This window comes from Streptomyces sp. NPDC028907, from assembly GCF_055564995.1.
Map to the genome: position 1 here is coordinate 522,822 of NZ_JBVHVE010000002.1, position 15,788 is coordinate 538,609.

The 15,788-nt window shown below is 72.2% G+C and carries 16 protein-coding genes; 9 read left to right on the plus strand and 7 right to left on the minus strand.

Annotated features, from left to right (window positions below; all coding sequences use genetic code 11):
• A complete protein-coding gene (locus tag ACZ4UU_RS06755) occupies positions 1-927 on the minus strand; it encodes a DUF3027 domain-containing protein (protein ID WP_468037119.1) in 927 nt (308 codons plus the stop codon).
• A 292-nt stretch (positions 928-1,219) separates the two neighbouring features.
• Between ACZ4UU_RS06755 and ACZ4UU_RS06760 the strand changes: the two genes are divergently transcribed.
• The 4 genes from ACZ4UU_RS06760 (at position 1,220) to ACZ4UU_RS06775 (ending at position 4,738) form a co-directional block, all read left to right on the plus strand.
• Entirely contained in the window at positions 1,220-2,647 is a 1,428-nt protein-coding gene (locus tag ACZ4UU_RS06760) for an MFS transporter (protein ID WP_468037121.1), read from the plus strand.
• A gap of 93 nt (positions 2,648-2,740) precedes the next feature.
• Entirely contained in the window at positions 2,741-3,211 is a 471-nt protein-coding gene (locus tag ACZ4UU_RS06765; RefSeq protein WP_468037123.1) for a DUF2771 domain-containing protein, read from the plus strand.
• Positions 3,181-3,882, plus strand: coding sequence for a futalosine hydrolase (locus ACZ4UU_RS06770; RefSeq protein WP_468037125.1), 702 nt, complete (start codon positions 3,181-3,183; stop codon positions 3,880-3,882). The genes ACZ4UU_RS06765 and ACZ4UU_RS06770 overlap by 31 nt, the downstream gene beginning before the upstream one ends.
• Positions 3,872-4,738, plus strand: a complete 867-nt coding sequence (locus ACZ4UU_RS06775; RefSeq protein WP_468037126.1) for a 1,4-dihydroxy-6-naphthoate synthase — start codon at positions 3,872-3,874, stop codon at positions 4,736-4,738. Before ACZ4UU_RS06770 ends, ACZ4UU_RS06775 begins: the two co-directional genes overlap by 11 nt.
• Positions 4,739-4,754: 16 nt before the next feature.
• On the opposite strand, the gene ACZ4UU_RS06780 is transcribed toward ACZ4UU_RS06775, so the two are convergent.
• A complete protein-coding gene (locus ACZ4UU_RS06780) occupies positions 4,755-5,138 on the minus strand; it encodes a cold-shock protein (protein WP_217206711.1) in 384 nt (127 codons plus the stop codon).
• A 165-nt stretch (positions 5,139-5,303) separates the two neighbouring features.
• Here ACZ4UU_RS06780 and ACZ4UU_RS06785 point away from each other — a divergent pair, with 165 nt between their 5' ends.
• The gene (locus tag ACZ4UU_RS06785; protein ID WP_468037129.1) at positions 5,304-5,555 is read left to right on the plus strand and encodes a hypothetical protein; all 252 of its coding nucleotides are present in this window, start codon (positions 5,304-5,306) and stop codon (positions 5,553-5,555) included.
• On the opposite strand, the gene ACZ4UU_RS06790 is transcribed toward ACZ4UU_RS06785, so the two are convergent.
• From ACZ4UU_RS06790 to ACZ4UU_RS06800, 3 genes are all read right to left on the minus strand, one after another.
• A complete protein-coding gene (locus tag ACZ4UU_RS06790) occupies positions 5,531-6,160 on the minus strand; it encodes an HAD family hydrolase (protein WP_468037131.1) in 630 nt (209 codons plus the stop codon). The two genes, ACZ4UU_RS06785 and ACZ4UU_RS06790, sit on opposite strands and share 25 nt — an antisense overlap.
• A 208-nt stretch (positions 6,161-6,368) precedes the next feature.
• Positions 6,369-7,364, minus strand: coding sequence for a hypothetical protein (locus ACZ4UU_RS06795; protein WP_468037133.1), 996 nt, complete (start codon positions 7,362-7,364; stop codon positions 6,369-6,371).
• A 160-nt stretch (positions 7,365-7,524) separates the two neighbouring features.
• Entirely contained in the window at positions 7,525-9,165 is a 1,641-nt protein-coding gene (locus tag ACZ4UU_RS06800) for a substrate-binding domain-containing protein (protein WP_468037135.1), read from the minus strand.
• Between the two features lie 209 nt (positions 9,166-9,374).
• On the opposite strand from ACZ4UU_RS06800, the gene ACZ4UU_RS06805 reads away from it, so the two are divergent.
• The 3 genes from ACZ4UU_RS06805 (at position 9,375) to ACZ4UU_RS06815 (ending at position 12,510) form a co-directional block, all read left to right on the plus strand.
• Positions 9,375-11,915, plus strand: a complete 2,541-nt coding sequence (locus ACZ4UU_RS06805; RefSeq protein WP_468037137.1) for a helicase-associated domain-containing protein — start codon at positions 9,375-9,377, stop codon at positions 11,913-11,915.
• A 168-nt stretch (positions 11,916-12,083) separates the two neighbouring features.
• Positions 12,084-12,212 (plus strand): hypothetical protein, encoded by a 129-nt coding sequence (locus tag ACZ4UU_RS06810; protein ID WP_468037139.1) that lies wholly within the window; start codon positions 12,084-12,086, stop codon positions 12,210-12,212.
• Positions 12,213-12,294: 82 nt separating this feature from the next.
• A complete protein-coding gene (locus ACZ4UU_RS06815; RefSeq protein ID WP_468037141.1) occupies positions 12,295-12,510 on the plus strand; it encodes a hypothetical protein in 216 nt (71 codons plus the stop codon).
• On the opposite strand, the gene istB is transcribed toward ACZ4UU_RS06815, so the two are convergent.
• Complete coding sequence (gene istB, locus ACZ4UU_RS06820; protein WP_468037143.1) at positions 12,488-13,717, minus strand: IS21-like element helper ATPase IstB; 1,230 nt, start codon at positions 13,715-13,717, stop codon at positions 12,488-12,490. The genes ACZ4UU_RS06815 and istB overlap by 23 nt on opposite strands.
• A gap of 149 nt (positions 13,718-13,866) precedes the next feature.
• Here istB and ACZ4UU_RS06825 point away from each other — a divergent pair, with 149 nt between their 5' ends.
• Entirely contained in the window at positions 13,867-15,510 is a 1,644-nt protein-coding gene (locus tag ACZ4UU_RS06825; protein WP_468037145.1) for a DNA repair helicase XPB, read from the plus strand.
• A 55-nt stretch (positions 15,511-15,565) separates the two neighbouring features.
• On the opposite strand, the gene ACZ4UU_RS06830 is transcribed toward ACZ4UU_RS06825, so the two are convergent.
• Positions 15,566-15,745: a hypothetical protein gene (locus tag ACZ4UU_RS06830; protein WP_468037147.1), complete on the minus strand. Its 180-nt coding sequence runs from the start codon at positions 15,743-15,745 to the stop codon at positions 15,566-15,568.
• Positions 15,746-15,788: the final 43 nt, after the last annotated feature.

Below are 15,788 nucleotides of genomic sequence, written 5' to 3' on the forward strand. Positions count from 1 at the left end.
CTAGGAGTGCCCCAACTCCGCCGAGTCCTCGTCCCCCGTAACCGACACCGACCCCGAATCCGCCGCCGGCCGCAGCGGGAACGGGTCCACCCGGGTCTCGTCGATCACCGGCGGAGCCGGACGCGGCGGCTTGGGCATGACCGCGGCCTCGGAGTGGCCGCCGCAGCCGTACGTCAGGGACACGACCCGGCCGTCGGCCGGGGAGAACTCGTTCGCGCAGACGCCGAAGGCCTGGCCGAGGGAGCCGCCGATGGGGGCCAGGAAGCCGCAGGTGACGCAGGAGGCGGGGGCGGCCTGGGCCATGGGGGTCTTGGCGCCGTACGACTCCTCCCAGCGGTCCGCGGCGACATGGAGGCCGTAGCGGGACAGGACGCGGGCGCGGCGCATGCCCAGTTCCTCCGCGACGGAGGCGATCGAGCCGCGGGAGGGCGCGACGACGAGGTTCGCGGGGACGCCGGCCGTGACTTCGGCGTCCTCCGCCTCCACCAGCTCCGCCATCTCGTGCGAGACGGCCGAGTCCGGCAGCGGCTCGTCCTCGCCGGAGAAACCGGGCTCCAGACGGAGGTCCTCGGCGTCCGTGGGAAGCAGGTCGCCGGGGCCCATGTCGCCGGGGCGCAGCCGCTCGCTCCAGGGCACCCACTCGGGGGCGAGGAGGGCGTCCGGGCCGGGGAGCAGGACCACCTCGTCCAGGGTCACGATCTTGGCTCGGGACGCCCGCGCCACCGTCACCGCCCAGCGCCAGCCGCGGTACCCGAGTTCCTTGCACTCGAAGTAGTGCGTGACTACGCGGTCGCCCTCGGAGAGCAGGCCCGCGTGCTCACCCACCACGCCTGGCGCGGCGGCCTCCTCGGCGGCACCGCGGGCGAGGTCCACCGCCTCGGCGCACAGACGGTCGGGGGTGCGGCTTCGCGTTGTCGCTGCGCTCACAGGTATCGCTTCTCTCCTACGCCGTCTCTCGGGTGCGGTCGCCGTGAGGCGATGGAGCAGACGGAGCGGACCTGTGGGCCGCGTCGACGTCCGCACCCGAATCGCGCTCGGGCGCACCTACGTCATCCATTGTGCGGGATGGCTGAGATACGCACGCTACCTGCTCGCGGGCGCTGGGCCTACACCGACGGCCCATTCACCGCCGCGCCGCGCCCTCCGCGGATCCGGGACCTTGCCCTCCATACGCGCCGTAACCGCACTACCCGCCCCCACTTCGGGGCACTATTGCGTCGTGGCAACCGCGAGGCAGCCCGAAGGAGCCACCGGTATCGGTGGGGCCAAGGGCGGCCGCAATCGAGGTGACGGAACGGGCCGCGGGCGCGGTCCCTTCCGTGCGGTCGGCCGTGCCCTGCACTTCCCGTTCACCGGCGCCGCCCGCGGCATCCGCAAGGCCACGCACGCGCACGGGGCGGGCGAGTCCGGCCTCGGCAAGCTGATCGAGCTGCACGGGGTGAACGGCGCCGGGGACATGATGATCACCGTCGCCCTCGCCTCCACCGTCTTCTTCTCCGTCCCCACCGACGAGGCCCGCGGCCGGGTCGCGCTCTACCTCGGCATCACCATGGCCCCGTTCACCGTCCTCGCGCCGGTGATCGGCCCGCTCCTCGACCGGGTTCCCCATGGACGACGCGCCGCCATGGCCGGAGCCATGTTCGCCCGCGCCATGCTCGCGCTGGTCCTGTCCGGGGCCGTGGTCACCGGCAGCATCGAGCTCTATCCGGCCGCCCTCGGGGTGCTGGTCGCCTCGAAGGCCTACGGCGTCGTCAGAAGCGCCGTGGTGCCCCGGCTGCTGCCACCGCGCTTCTCCCTGGTGAAGGCCAATTCCAGAGTCACCCTCGGCGGCCTCCTCGCCACCGGCGTCGCCGCTCCCATCGGCGCGGGCCTGCAGGCCCTCGGACCGCGCTATCCGCTGTACGGCGCCTTCCTGATCTTCGTGGCCGGTACGTTCCTGTCGTTCACGTTGCCGCCGAAGGTCGACTCGGCCAAGGGCGAGGACACAGCGCTGCTGGCGGCCGACGAGCAGCATCTGCACGGGCCGCACCTCAAGCCGGTCAAGCGCCCCGGGCTGCGCACGGTCGGCATCGCCGTCACCCACGCCCTGGGCGCCAACGCCGCCCTGCGCTGCCTGTCCGGCTTCCTGATCTTCTTCCTCGCGTTCCTGCTGCGCGAGCACCCGATGTCCGGCCAGAGCGCGGCCGTGTCCCTGGGCATAGTGGCCGTCTCGGCCGGCGTCGGGAACGCCTGCGGTACGGCGGTCGGGGCGTGGCTGCGTTCCCGGGCGCCCGAGATCATCATCGTGACCGTGGTGGGCTTCGTGCTGCTCGCGGCGCTCACGGCCGCGATCTTCTTCGGCGCGGTCCTGGTGGCGTTCCTCGCCGCGACCGCCGGGTTCGCGCAGGCGCTGGCCAAGCTGTCGCTGGACGCGCTGATCCAGCGGGACGTGCCCGAGCTGGTCCGTACGTCGGCGTTCGCGCGCTCCGAGACGCTGCTGCAGATGTCCTGGGTGCTCGGCGGCGCGGTCGGCATCGTGCTGCCGCTGAAGGGCTCGTTCGGGCTGCTGGTGGGCGCGGCGATCGTCGCCGTCGGCTGGCTGACCACCGTCAAGGGTCTGATCGGTTCCGCCCGGCACGGCGGACACAGCCAGCCCCGGGTGACCTGACGGCGACGCGACGCACGCGGTGGCCCCACATGGCCCACGGCACGCCGCCCCCCACATGGAGAGAGCGTCACACCCGCCCGATAGCCTTCGCCCATGACCACGCACTCCGTATCGCGACGCCGCCGCGCGCTCGCCGCCGCCGGCGCCGTTTCCGCCGGACTGCTCGCCCTGTCGGCCTGCGACAAGCCGACCCCGCTGGCCACGGTCACCGTCGGCACCTCCTCCGTCCACTCCGAGGCGACCTGCGGTGGCGAGGGCAAGGCCGTGGAGACCAAGGACCTGGCCGGCTGCCTGAAGGACAAGGGCATCGAGTCCATCAAGGTGGACCCGGACGACACCGTCCGCTTCGGCGTCGACCCGGAGATCGCGGAGGAGGGCTGGACCATCCTCATGAACGGCCAGCCCCTCACCGACTCCAGCACGAAGACCTACCGCACCGTCCCGGGCAGCGTGTTCTTCAACGCCCAGTACGGCGCGAGCGGCGACTCCACGCTCGTCTCCATCAAGGAGGGCGAGAAGGACGTGACGGGCCTGTGGTCCTTCAAGCTCAAGAAGGACAGCTGACCACGTCCGCCCTGCGTGTCCTGGTGGCCACCGCCGTCCCCGCCGAGCGGGACGCGGTGGCCCGGGCGCTCGATCTGCCCGGCGTCGACGTGATCGCCGCGGGCGTCGGTCCCGCCCTCGCGGCCGCCTCGACCGCCACGGCCCTCACCCGGGCCGCGCTGGAAGGCGCTCCCTACGGCCTGGCCGTCTCCACCGGCATCGCGGGCGGCTTCGCCCCGCACGCCCCCGTCGGCTCCCTCGTCGTCGCCGACGAGATCACGGCAGCCGACCTGGGCGCGGATACCCCCGACGGCTTCCTGCCCGTCACCGAACTGGGCTTCGGCACCGTCACCCACCGTCCGCCGGAAACACTCGTACGAGAAGTCGTGTCGGCCACCGGCGCCCGCCCGGGTGCGGTCCTCACCGTCTCCACCGTGACCGGCACCGCCGTCCGCGCTGCGCGGCTGCGCGAGCGGCACCCCACCGCCCTCGCCGAGGCCATGGAGGGCTTCGGTGTCGCCGAGGCCGCCGCCGTGCACGGCACGCCCGTGCTGGAGTTGCGCGCGGTCTCCAACCCCGTCGGCCCGCGCGACCGCGCAGCCTGGCGCATCGGCGACGCGCTGGCCGCCCTGACCGAGGGCTTCGGGAAGCTCGCACCCGTCCTGGAAGGTTGGCACCCGTATGACCGGTGAGCAGCAACAGCAGCGACAGCCCTGGCAGATCGCCTACTCCCCCTGCCCGAACGACACGTTCGTCTTCGACGCCCTCGCCCACGACCGGGTCCCCGGCGCGCCCGCCCTCGACGTGACCTTCGCGGACATCGACATCACCAACGGCATGGCCGAGCGCGGCGAGTTCGACGTGCTGAAGGTGTCGTACGCGGTGCTGCCGTACGTCCTCGACGAGTACGCGCTGCTGCCGTGCGGCGGCGCGCTGGGCCGGGGTTGCGGACCGTTGGTGCTGACGCGCGAGGCGGGCACGGACCTCACCAGCCGTACGGTCGCGGTGCCGAGCGAGAAGTCGACGGCGTATCTGCTCTTCCGCCTCTGGGCGGCTGACACCCTCCCCGGCGGCGTCGGCGAGATCGTGGTGATGCCGTTCCACGAGATCATGCCCGCCGTGCGGGACGGGAAGGTCGACGCGGGACTCGTCATCCACGAGGCGCGTTTCACGTACCGGAACTACGGCCTGCACAAGCTCGCCGACATGGGCGAGCACTGGGAGGACACGACCGGACTGCCCATCCCGCTCGGCGCGATCATCGCCAAGCGCTCACTGGGCGCCGACCGCCTGACGCTCCTGGCCGACGCGATCCGCACCTCCGTACGCGCCGCCTGGGACGACCCCGAGGCCTCCCGCCCGTACGTCATGGCACACGCCCAGGAGATGGACCCGTCCGTCGCCGACCAGCACATCGGCCTCTACGTCAACGAGTTCACCCACGACCTGGGCGTGGACGGCTATGCGGCGGTGCGGGGGCTGCTGACTCGTGCGGCGGCCGAGGGGCTGGTGCCGCCCCTCGGCCCGGGTGTGCTGGATTTCCCCTGAATCTTTACGACTACGGCTATACGTCGAGCTGGTCGGCGACCGCGCGCAGCAGCCCCGCGATCTTCTTGCCGGCGGTCTTCTCCGGGTAGCGGCCTCGCTCCAGCATCGGCGTGATGTTCTCCAGGAGTGTCGTCAGGTCCTGGACGATGGAGGCCAGTTCGTCCGGCTTCTTGCGCTGGGCGGCCGCGACCGAGGGGGTCGGGTCGAGCAGGGTGACCGAAAGTGCCTGGTCACCGCGCTGACCGGCGACCACCCCGAACTCCACTCGCTGTCCCGGCTTGAGTGTGTCTACTCCGGCGGGGAGGACCGAGGAATGAACGAAGACGTCACCGCCGTCGTCGCGGGAGAGAAAGCCGAAGCCCTTCTCGCTGTTGAACCACTTGACCTTGCCGGTAGGCACGTCTGTCCTCGTCCTCGTACTCGTCGGAAAACTGCTTCTGAAAACGGCTCTTGATAGCACTACAGCGGGTCGACCATGACCCGCCGCTACCAAGGCTAATGCTCCCGGGGCCGGTGACAAGACGTCGCCCGGTTGTTCCTTCGCGCAGGGAACTACCCTGGTCCGGTGCGTGACAAAACCCAAACGAATTCCGCCGCTCCCGGTGACCGACTGATCCGTGCCGGTGCGGTCGTGTTCTTCATCGGTGCCCTGGCCACTCTGGTCACCGTGACCCCGTTCCTGCTCGGAACGACGCCATTTCCCACATACATGTTCGGACTGAGCATGCTGATGGGCGTCGGATTCCTCGTCGCCGGCGCGGGAGTGCTCCGCTCGATCGCGGCGGGGCGGCGTCAGGCGCGCGGCGCGGCCAGGTAGCCGGCGAGCCAGTCCGGGAACTTCGTCAGGTCGGTGAGGACGACGTCCGCGCCGAGTTCGCCGAGTTCCTCCGCGGTGTACGGCCCGGTCGCCACGGTGACGGACAGCGCGTCGGCCGCGCGGGCGGCGCGGATGTCGCCCTGGTGGTCGCCGACGTAGACGCTCGCCGCGTACTCGCGCAGCGCCTCCGCCTTCTGCTCGGCCCACAGGTCGCCGATGACGGCGTCCGGTTCGATGCCGAGGTGTGCCAGGTGCAGCTTGGCGTTCGGCTCGTACTTGGCGGTGACGACGATCGCGCGGCCGCCGGCCTCCCGTACGGCGGTGATCGCCTCGCGGGCGCCGGGGAGCGCGGGCGTCGCGGTGATGGCTATCGCCGGGTACATCTCGCGGTACAGGTCGGCCATGGCCTCGACCTGGTCCGCCGGGAACCAGTTGATCAGCTCGTCGGCGAGGGGCGGTCCCAGCCGGGTGATCGCCAGGTCGGCGTCGATGAACGTCCCCGTGCGCTCGGCCAGCGCCGTGTAGCAGGCGTGGATGCCGGGGCGGGAGTCTATGAGGGTCATGTCGAGGTCGAAGCCGACGGTTGCAGCAGCCATGGGGTTCATTGTGCCGTCGCCCAGTAGCTCGGGTGTGTCCGTCGTGTGGCGGCTGCGGGTGGGTGAGGGTTGATCGCGCAGTTCCCCGCGCCCCTTAGGGCGCTGCCGAACCGCGCTCAGCACACGGACCAAGGGCGAGCGCAGTTCCCTAGGGGCGCGGGGAACTGCGCGACCAGCCACGACGGCGCCGCAGACGAACGACAACCCAGCAAACCACTCACGTCTGTTTCTGTGAGCGCCAGACGATGAACAGCGCCGACGCCACCGCCGCCCCCCGCAGCACCCAGGGCCAGGTCTCGCTCAGCGCCGCGTTCATGTGGCCCTCGGCGATGGGGTCGCCCCAGCGGCCGTTCGTGCGGCCCCACAGCCAGACGACGCCCGCGGTGAGGGAGAGGCCGGGCAGGACGATGACCGCCCACTTGGTCTCGGCGTCGCTCAGGCGGCGGGAGCCCCAGGCGATGAGCCAGCCGAGGAGCAGGGCGATCAGCTGGCCGAGGACGGCGCCGGCGACGAGGAGGGCGGCGGCGAGCAGGAGGAGGGGGTTGCTCCAGCGGCCGTTGGGGAGGGCCGGGCGGCGGATGAGGCGGCGGCGGGCCTTCGGCGCTTCCTCCTCGGCCACCTCCACCGCGGCCGGGTCCTCCGGTTCCTCGGCGAGGCCCTTCTTCTCCAGCCGCGTCTTCCCGGGCGCGGGCGGGCGCCTGAGCATCTCCGGGATCTCGACGCCCCCGACGAACCCCGGCACGTCCTCGCCCGGCCCGAACGGGCTGCTGTCCGCCCGCCACCAGTCCGGCTGGACCGCGCTGCCGCCGAGGTCCGCCGTGCCGGCGAGGTGCGGCGGCGGGGGCGCGTCGTCGGGGACGGCCGGGGCCTCGGCGGGGCGCGGGCGGGGCACGAGCCGGCGCAGGCCCTTGGGGCGCTGCTCGTCGGCCCCGCTGTCCGGCTGTACGGGCACGGACGTGACCGGTGTCTGCGGCGCGGGGGCGGCGGAGCCTCCGGCGGCCGCGACGACCTCGTCCGGGCTGCCGAGCCGGGCGATGATGCGGCGGACGGCGGCGGGACTGTCGACGGGCGCCTTGGCGCGGCGCCGGTCGATCTCGCCCCGTAGCTCGTTCACCAGGCGCATACGGGCGCTCGACGGCAGCTGCCGCTGCTGGGCCACGTCGCCGACGCGGCTCAGATACTCGTAGACGACCTGGTCGCTCTCGATCCCCACGAAGTCCCCTCCGGGGTGGGTGTGCCGAAACCCCGCGGGGACGACGTTAGCGCAGGACCAGGGCCTGTCGTTTGGATCAGGCTGGCTGAGAGAGACAGCGCCTTTCAGCCGCCCCACGTCGGCATGATCCAAACGACAGGCCCCAGGTGTGCGGTGCGGGTCAGACCGGCCGGCACTCGCCCGAGTCGTGCGCGTCGGAGCAGAGCCCGTGGCCGTGTTCGTGCAGGATGTCGCGACCGCTCTGCTGGGTGAGGAAGTTGAGGAAGGCCGCGGCGACGGAGCCGGCCGGGGGCTCGCCGTAGGTGTAGGCGAACTCGGTCTGCCAGTACGGGTAGTTGGTGTCCTCGACGCCTTCCGCCGTCGGCTTCCTGCCATCGATGGTCAGCTTGACGATTCCGGCGGCGGCCTTGTGGCCGGCGACTCCGGCGGCCTCGCTGTAGCCGATGGCGCCGGGGACCGCGGCGGTGGTGTTCAGCATCGTGTCCGTGCTGGTGACCTCGCAGCGGCCGTACCGCCTCGGATTGAGGGCCGCGCAGTCGGTCACGGTGAACTGCGGCGGTTCCTTGCCGTTCAGGACCTTGGCGACGAGGGTGCTGCGGGTGCCCGAGCCGGGGTCGCGGTTGATCAGATGGACCGGCACGTCGTTGCCGCCGAGCTCGGACCAGTTCTGGACCTGCCCGGCGAAGACCCTGCGAATCTGGTCCAGTTTCAGGTTCTCCACGCCCGCGTCCTTGTTGACGACGAGGGTGAACACCGAGAAGGCGACGGGCCTCGGGATCAGCCGGGGGTGGCCGTCGGAGGCGAGGCCGTCGGTGAAGGCGAGGTGGTCGCCGAGGCCCTCGCCGACCGGGACGTCGGCGTCCAGACCGGCCTTGTCCAGGTCGGTGACACCGTCGGTGCTGCCCTTGAAGGTGTCGCTCTCCAGCGGGATGGACACCCCGGCGCCCTCGCACCTGGTGAGGTAGTCCTCGGCGGCGGCCCGGACGGCGGGCGCGAAGGCGGTGGAGCCGTGCAGGTACAGGGCGCCGCCGACGCAGTCCAGCGGGGGACGCCGGTCGTCGCGCAGGAAGAGCGTGTAGGAGGCCTGGACGACGACGGCCGCGATCAGGATCCAGATGGCCCACCAGGCGGGCCGGGAGGCGAAGACATGGCTTTCGGTCCGGGTCGCCTTCAGCCGGAAGAACCGCACCAGCGGGTCGTACCAGCGGCCGTGCCCGCCGGCGCCGCGGACGACCGGGTCCGGGAAGGGGTCGGTGCCGTTGTCCTCGGGCCAGCGTTCCAGCACGACGAGCACCTTGTACTCGGAGCCCCGGGGCAGCGTCACCTTCGGCAGCCGGATGATGCCCGTGCGCTCGCCCTCGTTGTTGGTGCGACGGAAGCCGGGTTTCGCGCCGATACGGACGCCGGTGCCCTCCGTGACCTCCTCGAAGAAGAAGTCACGCAGTTCGTCCTGGCTCGGGTCGGTGAGGACCACGGCCGCGACCCGGCGGTTGCGGAAGGTGACCTTGATCCCATAGGGATCGGCGGGGTCGGCGAGGTAGTCGTCGGACACGATCTTGGCCGAGCCGGCGTTCTCGATGCGCAGCAGGACGAAGGACGGGTCCTTGAGCTGGTGGCCGTCGTGCCGCATGTCGCCCAGCACGTCGGCGTACGGCTTGTCGGCGGCGTCCGCGGCGAGGGTGTCCATCTGCACCCGGTAGCCGAGCCGCTTGCGGCCGACGATGGCGAACTCCCACAGGAACGCCGCGACGGGAAACGTAAGACTCAGGATCGCGATCCACTGCTCCGCCCGCTCGCTCACCGCTTCCCCCCAATCCCCTTGAGCCGTGAAGTAGTTGACAGGGAGCCCAGGGTGACGAGTGGGTGCACGGTGTTGCCAGAGGTGCTGGAATCCTCCGGGTGATGTTCATCCGGGGGTCATCTGCGAAACGTTCTGTTCGCCCGCCGGGGCCCGTTCCGGGCACCCGGCACACCCCCTGCGCCCGCGCCCCACCCGCTAACGTGGGCAGGATGAGCGACCCGGCTACACCGCCCCGTTCCCTCGCGGAAGCGCTCCGCGCGCGGGACGACGCCTCCCTGGCCGTACTCCTGCGCAGCCGCCCCGACCTCATCACCCCCGTCCCGACGGACCTCACGCAGCTGGCGACCCGGGCCGGCACGCGGGCCTCCGTCGTGCGGGCCCTGGAGCGGCTGGACCGGTGCACGTTGCAGACGGCGGAGGCGCTGGCCGTGGCGGCCGACCCGGCGACGTACGACGAACTGCAAGCGCTGATGGCCGGCGACGAGGGCGACCCGGCGGTCGTCGCGGCGCTGCCGCACGCCCTGGGGACCCTGCGCGAACAGGCCCTGGTGTGGGGCGGCGACGACCGGCTGCGGCTCGTCCGCACGGCCCGCGAGCTGCTGGCGCCCTCGCCGCAGCACCCGTCCCCGACGGGCCTCGGCCCGACCGTGCAGGAGGCCACCGCGGGCATGTCGCCGGGCCGGATCCAGGAGATCGTCACGACGGCCGGGCTGCCCTCGACGCACGACGCGGTGTCCGCCGTGGCGTCGCTCACCGCGCTGTTCGCCGACCGGCGACGGATGGCCGCGCTGCTCGCCGACGCCCCGCGGGAGTCCCGGGAGGTCCTCTCCCGCCTGGTCTGGGGGCCGCCGTACGGCCAGGTCACCGCCGACCCGGCGGCGCGACTGCGCTGGCTGCTGGACCGCGGCCTGCTCCTCCCCACGGCGCCCGGCACGGTCGTACTCCCCCGCGAGGTCGCCCTGCATCTGCGGGCCGGCCGCGCGCACCGCACCACCGAGCCGCTGCCGCCGCCCGTCGAGGCGGCCGCGGCGCACCGTCCACAGGTTGTGGACGCCACCGCGGCCGGACAGGCCTACACCGCGCTGGCGACGGTCGAGGAGCTGCTGAAGGACTGGCACGAGGGCGGGCCGGCCGTGCTGCGGGCGGGCGGCCTGAGCGTGCGCGACCTCAAGCGCACCGCCGTCGCCCTCGACGTCTCCGAACCGCTGGCCGCCTTCTGGGTCGAGCTCGCCTACGCCGCCGGACTGCTGGCCCCCGACGGCGAGGCCGACGAGCGGTACGCGGCGACCCCCGCCTACGACGAGTGGCTGGAGCAGCCCCCCGCACAGCGCTGGGCCCTGCTGGCGCACGCGTGGCTGACGGCGACGCGCACGGCGGGCGTGGTCGGCGGACGGGACGCGAAGGACCGTACGTTGTCGGCGCTGGGCCCCGGCCTGGACCGCTCGGCGGCCCCGGAGGTACGGCACCGGGTACTGACCCTGCTGGCCGGCCTACCGGAGGGGACGTCGCCGTCCCCCGAGTCGGTCCTGGCCCGCCTGCGCTGGGAGCGTCCGCTGCGAGGTCCCCAGCGCGACGACGACCTGCGCGGCCGCCTCGCCCGGTGGACGCTGAGCGAGGCGGAGATGCTGGGGGTGACGGGCCGGGGCGCGTTGTCGGCGCACGGGCGGGCGCTGCTGGGGGCACCGCAGCCGGAACCGGCGGCCGAGGCCGAGGAGCAGCCGGCCGGCCCCGGCGACAAGCTGCCCGTGCACCACCGCCCGACCCCGCCCCCGGAGCTCCTCTCCCCCACCGAGCAGGCCACCGCCTCCGCCACGGCCGCCCGGCTCCTCGCCCCGCTCCTCCCCGACCCGCTGGACCACGTCCTCCTCCAGGCCGACCTGACGGCCGTGGCACCGGGCCCGCTGCGCCGCCCGCTCGCCGACATGCTGGGCGTGCTCGCGGACGTCGAGTCGAAGGGCGGCGCGACGGTGTACCGCTTCACGCCCGGCTCGGTCCGCCGCGCCCTCGACGCCGGCCGCACCGCCTCCGACCTGCACGCCTTCCTCGCCGAGCACTCCCGTACGCCGGTGCCGCAGCCGCTCGCGTACCTCATCGACGACGTCGCCCGTAAGCACGGGCATCTACGGGTGGGCGCGGCCTCGGCGTACGTCCGCTGCGACGACGACGCCGTGCTGAACGAGATCCTCGCCGACAAGCGGGCCGCCGGTCTGCGCCTGCGCCGACTGGCGCCGACGGTCCTCGCCACCCAGGCGGACCCGGCCGCGCTGCTGGAGGGCCTGCGCGCGATGGGCTTCGCGCCGGCCGCCGAGTCGGCCGAGGGCGACGTCCTGATCACCCGCGCCGACGCCCACCGCACGCCGCCGCGCACGGCCCCCGAGCCGGTCCCGGACGGCCCGCCGACGCCGGACGCCACGCTGCTGGCGGCCGCGATCCGCGCCATCCGCGCGGGCGACCTCGCCTCCACGACCCCCCGTAAGCCCAGCGGGACCGCGCCCGCGGTGACCGGCGGCGAGCTGCCCCGCACGACCTCCGCCGAGACCCTCGCCACCATGCAGGCCGCCGTCCTGACCGGCGAGGCGCTGTGGATCGGGTACGTCAACGCCGAGGGCGCCGCGAGTCAGCGGGTGATCGCGCCGGTGCGGGTCGAAGGCGGGTTCGTGACCGCGTACGACCACACCGCGGACGAGGTACGGACGTATCCCCTGCACCGGATCACGGGAGTGGCGGAGCTGGCGGACGACCAGATCTGAGAACTCCCCACTCGTTCGGGTGTACGCGGCGCGTCATGCACGCCACGCCGGGCCTTTCCAACTCATGAGGGACCTTTGGGATCTTTCGGCATCGCCTCTCGCGGGGCAGGGCAGCCACCGGGTGTCCTGATCACGCTCAAGTGAGCGCAACAGAGAGGTAGTTGTCCCATGCGCACAGCTCGTCGCCTTGCCACCGTCCTGGCCGCCGCAGCCCTGATGATGGGCGCCTTCACCGCCCAGGCGGCGGCGGTGAGCGTCGACGTCGCCGGACTGGTCGTCGAGACCCCGCAGGTCTGACGCGACCGCAGCGCACCCTTCGGGCCGGTCCGGCATCCCTGGGCCGGCCCGGCGCCCCTCTCCGCACGTGAAAGGCCCTGCCATGCGTCCCAAGCGCCCCGCCCGCACCCGCTCCACCGCCGTCACCGTCGCCGTCTCGGCAGCCGCGCTGGTCACCGTCCTCGCCCCCGAGGCCGCCGCGAACCCCTCAGCCCTCCCCTTGCCGCTCCCCGCGGCCGGCTCGGAGTCCCTGATCACCGAGGGCCTCACCGTCGAGGGCCCCCTGGTCAACAACGTCAGTCTGCCCACGCTGAAGTAGCCCGCCGCATCCGATAGCTCTCCCCGTCGATCCGTACCAGATCGGCGTGGTGGGCCAGGCGGTCCACCATCGCCAGGGCCGAGGGGCCGCCGAAGATCTCGTCCCAGCGGCCGAGGGGGCGGTCGGTGGTGACGATCAGGGAGGAACGCTCGTAGCGGTGGGCGATCAGCTGGAAGAAGAGCCCGGCGGTGCCCGCGTCGAAGGGGGTGTAGCCGACCTCGTCGACGATCAGAACGGGGTGGTCGTCCAGCGCGGAGAGCTCGTCGGCGAGACGGCCGGCGTCCCGTGCGCCGGCCAGCCGCGCCGCCCACTCCTCGGCCGTCGCGAACAGCACCGAGTGCCCGGCCTGGCAGGCCCGCACGCCGAGGCCGACGGCCAGGTGGGTCTTGCCGGTGCCGGGCGGGCCGACGAAGACGACGTTGCGGTGGGCGGCGACGAAGTCCAGCTTGCCGAGCCGGGCCACGGTCTCGCGGTCGAAGGAGTGCGGGTGCTCGGAGTCGAACTCCTCCAGCAGCTTGCGGGCCGGGAACCCGGCGGCGCGCAGCCGTTCCTCGGTGCTGGGCGCGTCGTCGTGCCGGGGAGCGGCGGCCTGGGCCGGGACGAAGACCTTCGAGGCGGGCTCCTGGGCGGCGGCCGGAGCGGAGGCGGCCCCGTGCGGCGCCTGCTGATGCCCCCGCTCGCTCTGCGCGGCCATCGGCCCCGACATGTACGCGAGGATCGCCGCCGACGCGATGAACGCCATGTGGATCACCGTGCCCCACAGCAGCGCGTGCCGCGAGGTGTGGTGGACGTCCACGAACATCTGGAGCAGGTGGACGGAGGAGATGCCCACGATGGCGGTGGCGAGCTTGACCTTCAGCACGTTGGAGTTCACGTGCGAGAGCCACTCCGGCTGGTCCCGGTGGCCCTGGAGGCCGATGCGGGAGACGAACGTCTCGTAGCCGCCGACGATCACCATGATCAGCAGGTTGGCGATCATCACGACGTCGACCAGCTTCAGCACGGCGAGCATGACGTACGTCTCGGTCGCCCGGCCCGTCACACACCGGAGCACTAACGCCCACAGCTCGTTGAAGAACTTGTAGACGTACACCCCCTGCGCGGCGACCAGGCCGAAGTAGAGCGGGGCCTGCAGCCAGCGCGTGGCGAACAGGGCGTACCCGAGGGTCGTGGACGGCGGGGACGGATCACGAGAGATGGCCTGCACGGTCGCATTCTTCGCAGCCTGCGCCGTCCAGGTGAAACCACACCACTCACAGGAATGAAAAGACATCCTGTACGACTCCGGATTCGATCAGGAATCGATCAGGCACACTGGACGTTTGGTCGAGTGGCCGAGCGGAAGGACGCACGTACGTGAACGGACCACTGATCGTCCAGTCGGACAAGACCCTGCTCCTGGAAGTCGATCACGAGCAGGCGGACGCGTGCCGTCGGGCGATCGCGGCGTTCGCGGAACTGGAGCGCGCGCCGGAGCACATCCACACCTACCGGGTGACCCCGCTCGGCCTGTGGAACGCGCGCGCGGCCGGGCACGACGCCGAGCAGGTCGTCGACGCGCTGGTGACGTACAGCCGGTACCCGGTCCCGCACGCGCTGCTCGTCGACATCGCCGACACGATGGACCGCTACGGCCGCCTCACGCTCTCCAAGCACCCCACGCACGGCCTCGTCCTCACCACCACCGACCGCCCGGTCCTGGAGGAGGTGCTCCGCTCGAAGCGGATCGCGCCGCTCGTCGGCGCCCGCATCGACCCGGACACCGTGGCCGTGCACCCCTCCGAGCGCGGGCAGATCAAGCAGACGCTGCTGAAGCTGGGCTGGCCGGCCGAGGACCTCGCCGGGTACGTCGACGGTGAGGCGCACCCGATCGAGCTGCACGAGGACGGCTGGGCGCTGCGGCCGTACCAGAGGCAGGCGGTGGAGAACTTCTGGCACGGCGGGAGCGGCGTCGTGGTGCTGCCGTGCGGCGCCGGGAAGACCCTCGTCGGCGCGGGGTCGATGGCCCAGGCGAAGTCGACCACGCTGATCCTCGTCACGAACACCGTCTCGGCCCGGCAGTGGAAGCACGAGCTGGTGAAGCGGACGTCGCTGACGGAGGACGAGATCGGCGAGTACAGCGGGACGCGCAAGGAGATCCGGCCCGTCACCATCGCCACGTACCAGGTGCTCACCACCAAGCGGAAGGGTGTGTATCCGCACCTCGAACTCTTCGACTCCCGCGACTGGGGTCTGATCCTCTACGACGAGGTGCACCTGCTGCCCGCACCGGTCTTCAAGTTCACCGCCGACCTCCAGGCCCGCCGCCGGCTCGGGCTGACCGCGACCCTGGTCCGTGAGGACGGCCGCGAGTCGGACGTCTTCTCGCTCATCGGCCCCAAGCGGTTCGACGCGCCGTGGAAGGAGATCGAGGCGCAGGGCTACATCGCGCCCGCCGACTGCGTCGAGGTCCGCGTCAACCTCACCGACTCCGAGCGGCTCGCGTACGCCACCGCCGAGCAGGAGGAGAAGTACCGCTACTGCGCGACGACCGACACCAAGCGCAAGGTGACGGAGGCGATCGTCAGGCGTTTCGCAGGCCAGCAGATCCTGGTCATCGGCCAGTACATCGACCAGCTCGACGAACTGGGCGAGCATCTGAACGCCCCCGTGATCAAGGGCGAGACGTCCAACGCCCAGCGCGAGAAGCTCTTCGACGCGTTCCGGGAGGGCGAGATCAGCGTCCTTGTCGTGTCCAAGGTCGCGAACTTCTCGATCGACCTGCCGGAGGCCACGGTCGCCATCCAGGTCTCGGGCACCTTCGGCTCCCGCCAGGAGGAGGCCCAGCGCCTCGGCCGCGTCCTGCGCCCCAAGTCCGACGGCCACCAGGCCCACTTCTACTCGGTCGTCGCCCGCGACACCATCGACCAGGACTTCGCCGCCCACCGCCAGCGCTTCCTGGCGGAACAGGGTTACGCGTACCGGATCGTGGACGCGGACGAGATCCTCGCGGAGGGGTAGGCGTACGGCGACGGGTGGGTGCCGCTCCGTGACCGTGCGGCCGTGGGGCCGGCGGTCACTTGCGGCGGACGCCCGCCTCCTCGCCGTACTCACCGAGGATGATCACGTCGAAGGCCGCACCTGCGAACACCTTGACGGCACGCAGGGCTTCACCGAGGCGATGACGGTGGTGCCCCTGGAGCGCGGTCGCTCCGCGGGGGCCCACGGGGGCTGGGTGGATGGTTGCTGCGCTCATGTCTCCATGATGGATTCGCGACCATAAAGACCGCATCGGCCTG

What these genes read in the sequence shown, in the direction of transcription:
- ACZ4UU_RS06765 (WP_468037123.1), top strand. Translation starts at nt 2,741, where the DNA reads ATGACCACGCACTCCGTATCGCGACGCCGCCGCGCGCTCGCCGCCGCC.
- ACZ4UU_RS06775 (WP_468037126.1), top strand. Translation starts at nt 3,872, where the DNA reads ATGACCGGTGAGCAGCAACAGCAGCGACAGCCCTGGCAGATCGCCTAC.
- ACZ4UU_RS06790 (WP_468037131.1), bottom strand. Translation starts at nt 6,160, where the DNA reads ATGAACCCCATGGCTGCTGCAACCGTCGGCTTCGACCTCGACATGACC.
- ACZ4UU_RS06805 (WP_468037137.1), top strand. Translation starts at nt 9,375, where the DNA reads ATGAGCGACCCGGCTACACCGCCCCGTTCCCTCGCGGAAGCGCTCCGC.
- ACZ4UU_RS06810 (WP_468037139.1), top strand. Translation starts at nt 12,084, where the DNA reads ATGCGCACAGCTCGTCGCCTTGCCACCGTCCTGGCCGCCGCAGCCCTG.
- ACZ4UU_RS06815 (WP_468037141.1), top strand. Translation starts at nt 12,295, where the DNA reads ATGCGTCCCAAGCGCCCCGCCCGCACCCGCTCCACCGCCGTCACCGTC.
- ACZ4UU_RS06830 (WP_468037147.1), bottom strand. Translation starts at nt 15,745, where the DNA reads ATGAGCGCAGCAACCATCCACCCAGCCCCCGTGGGCCCCCGCGGAGCG.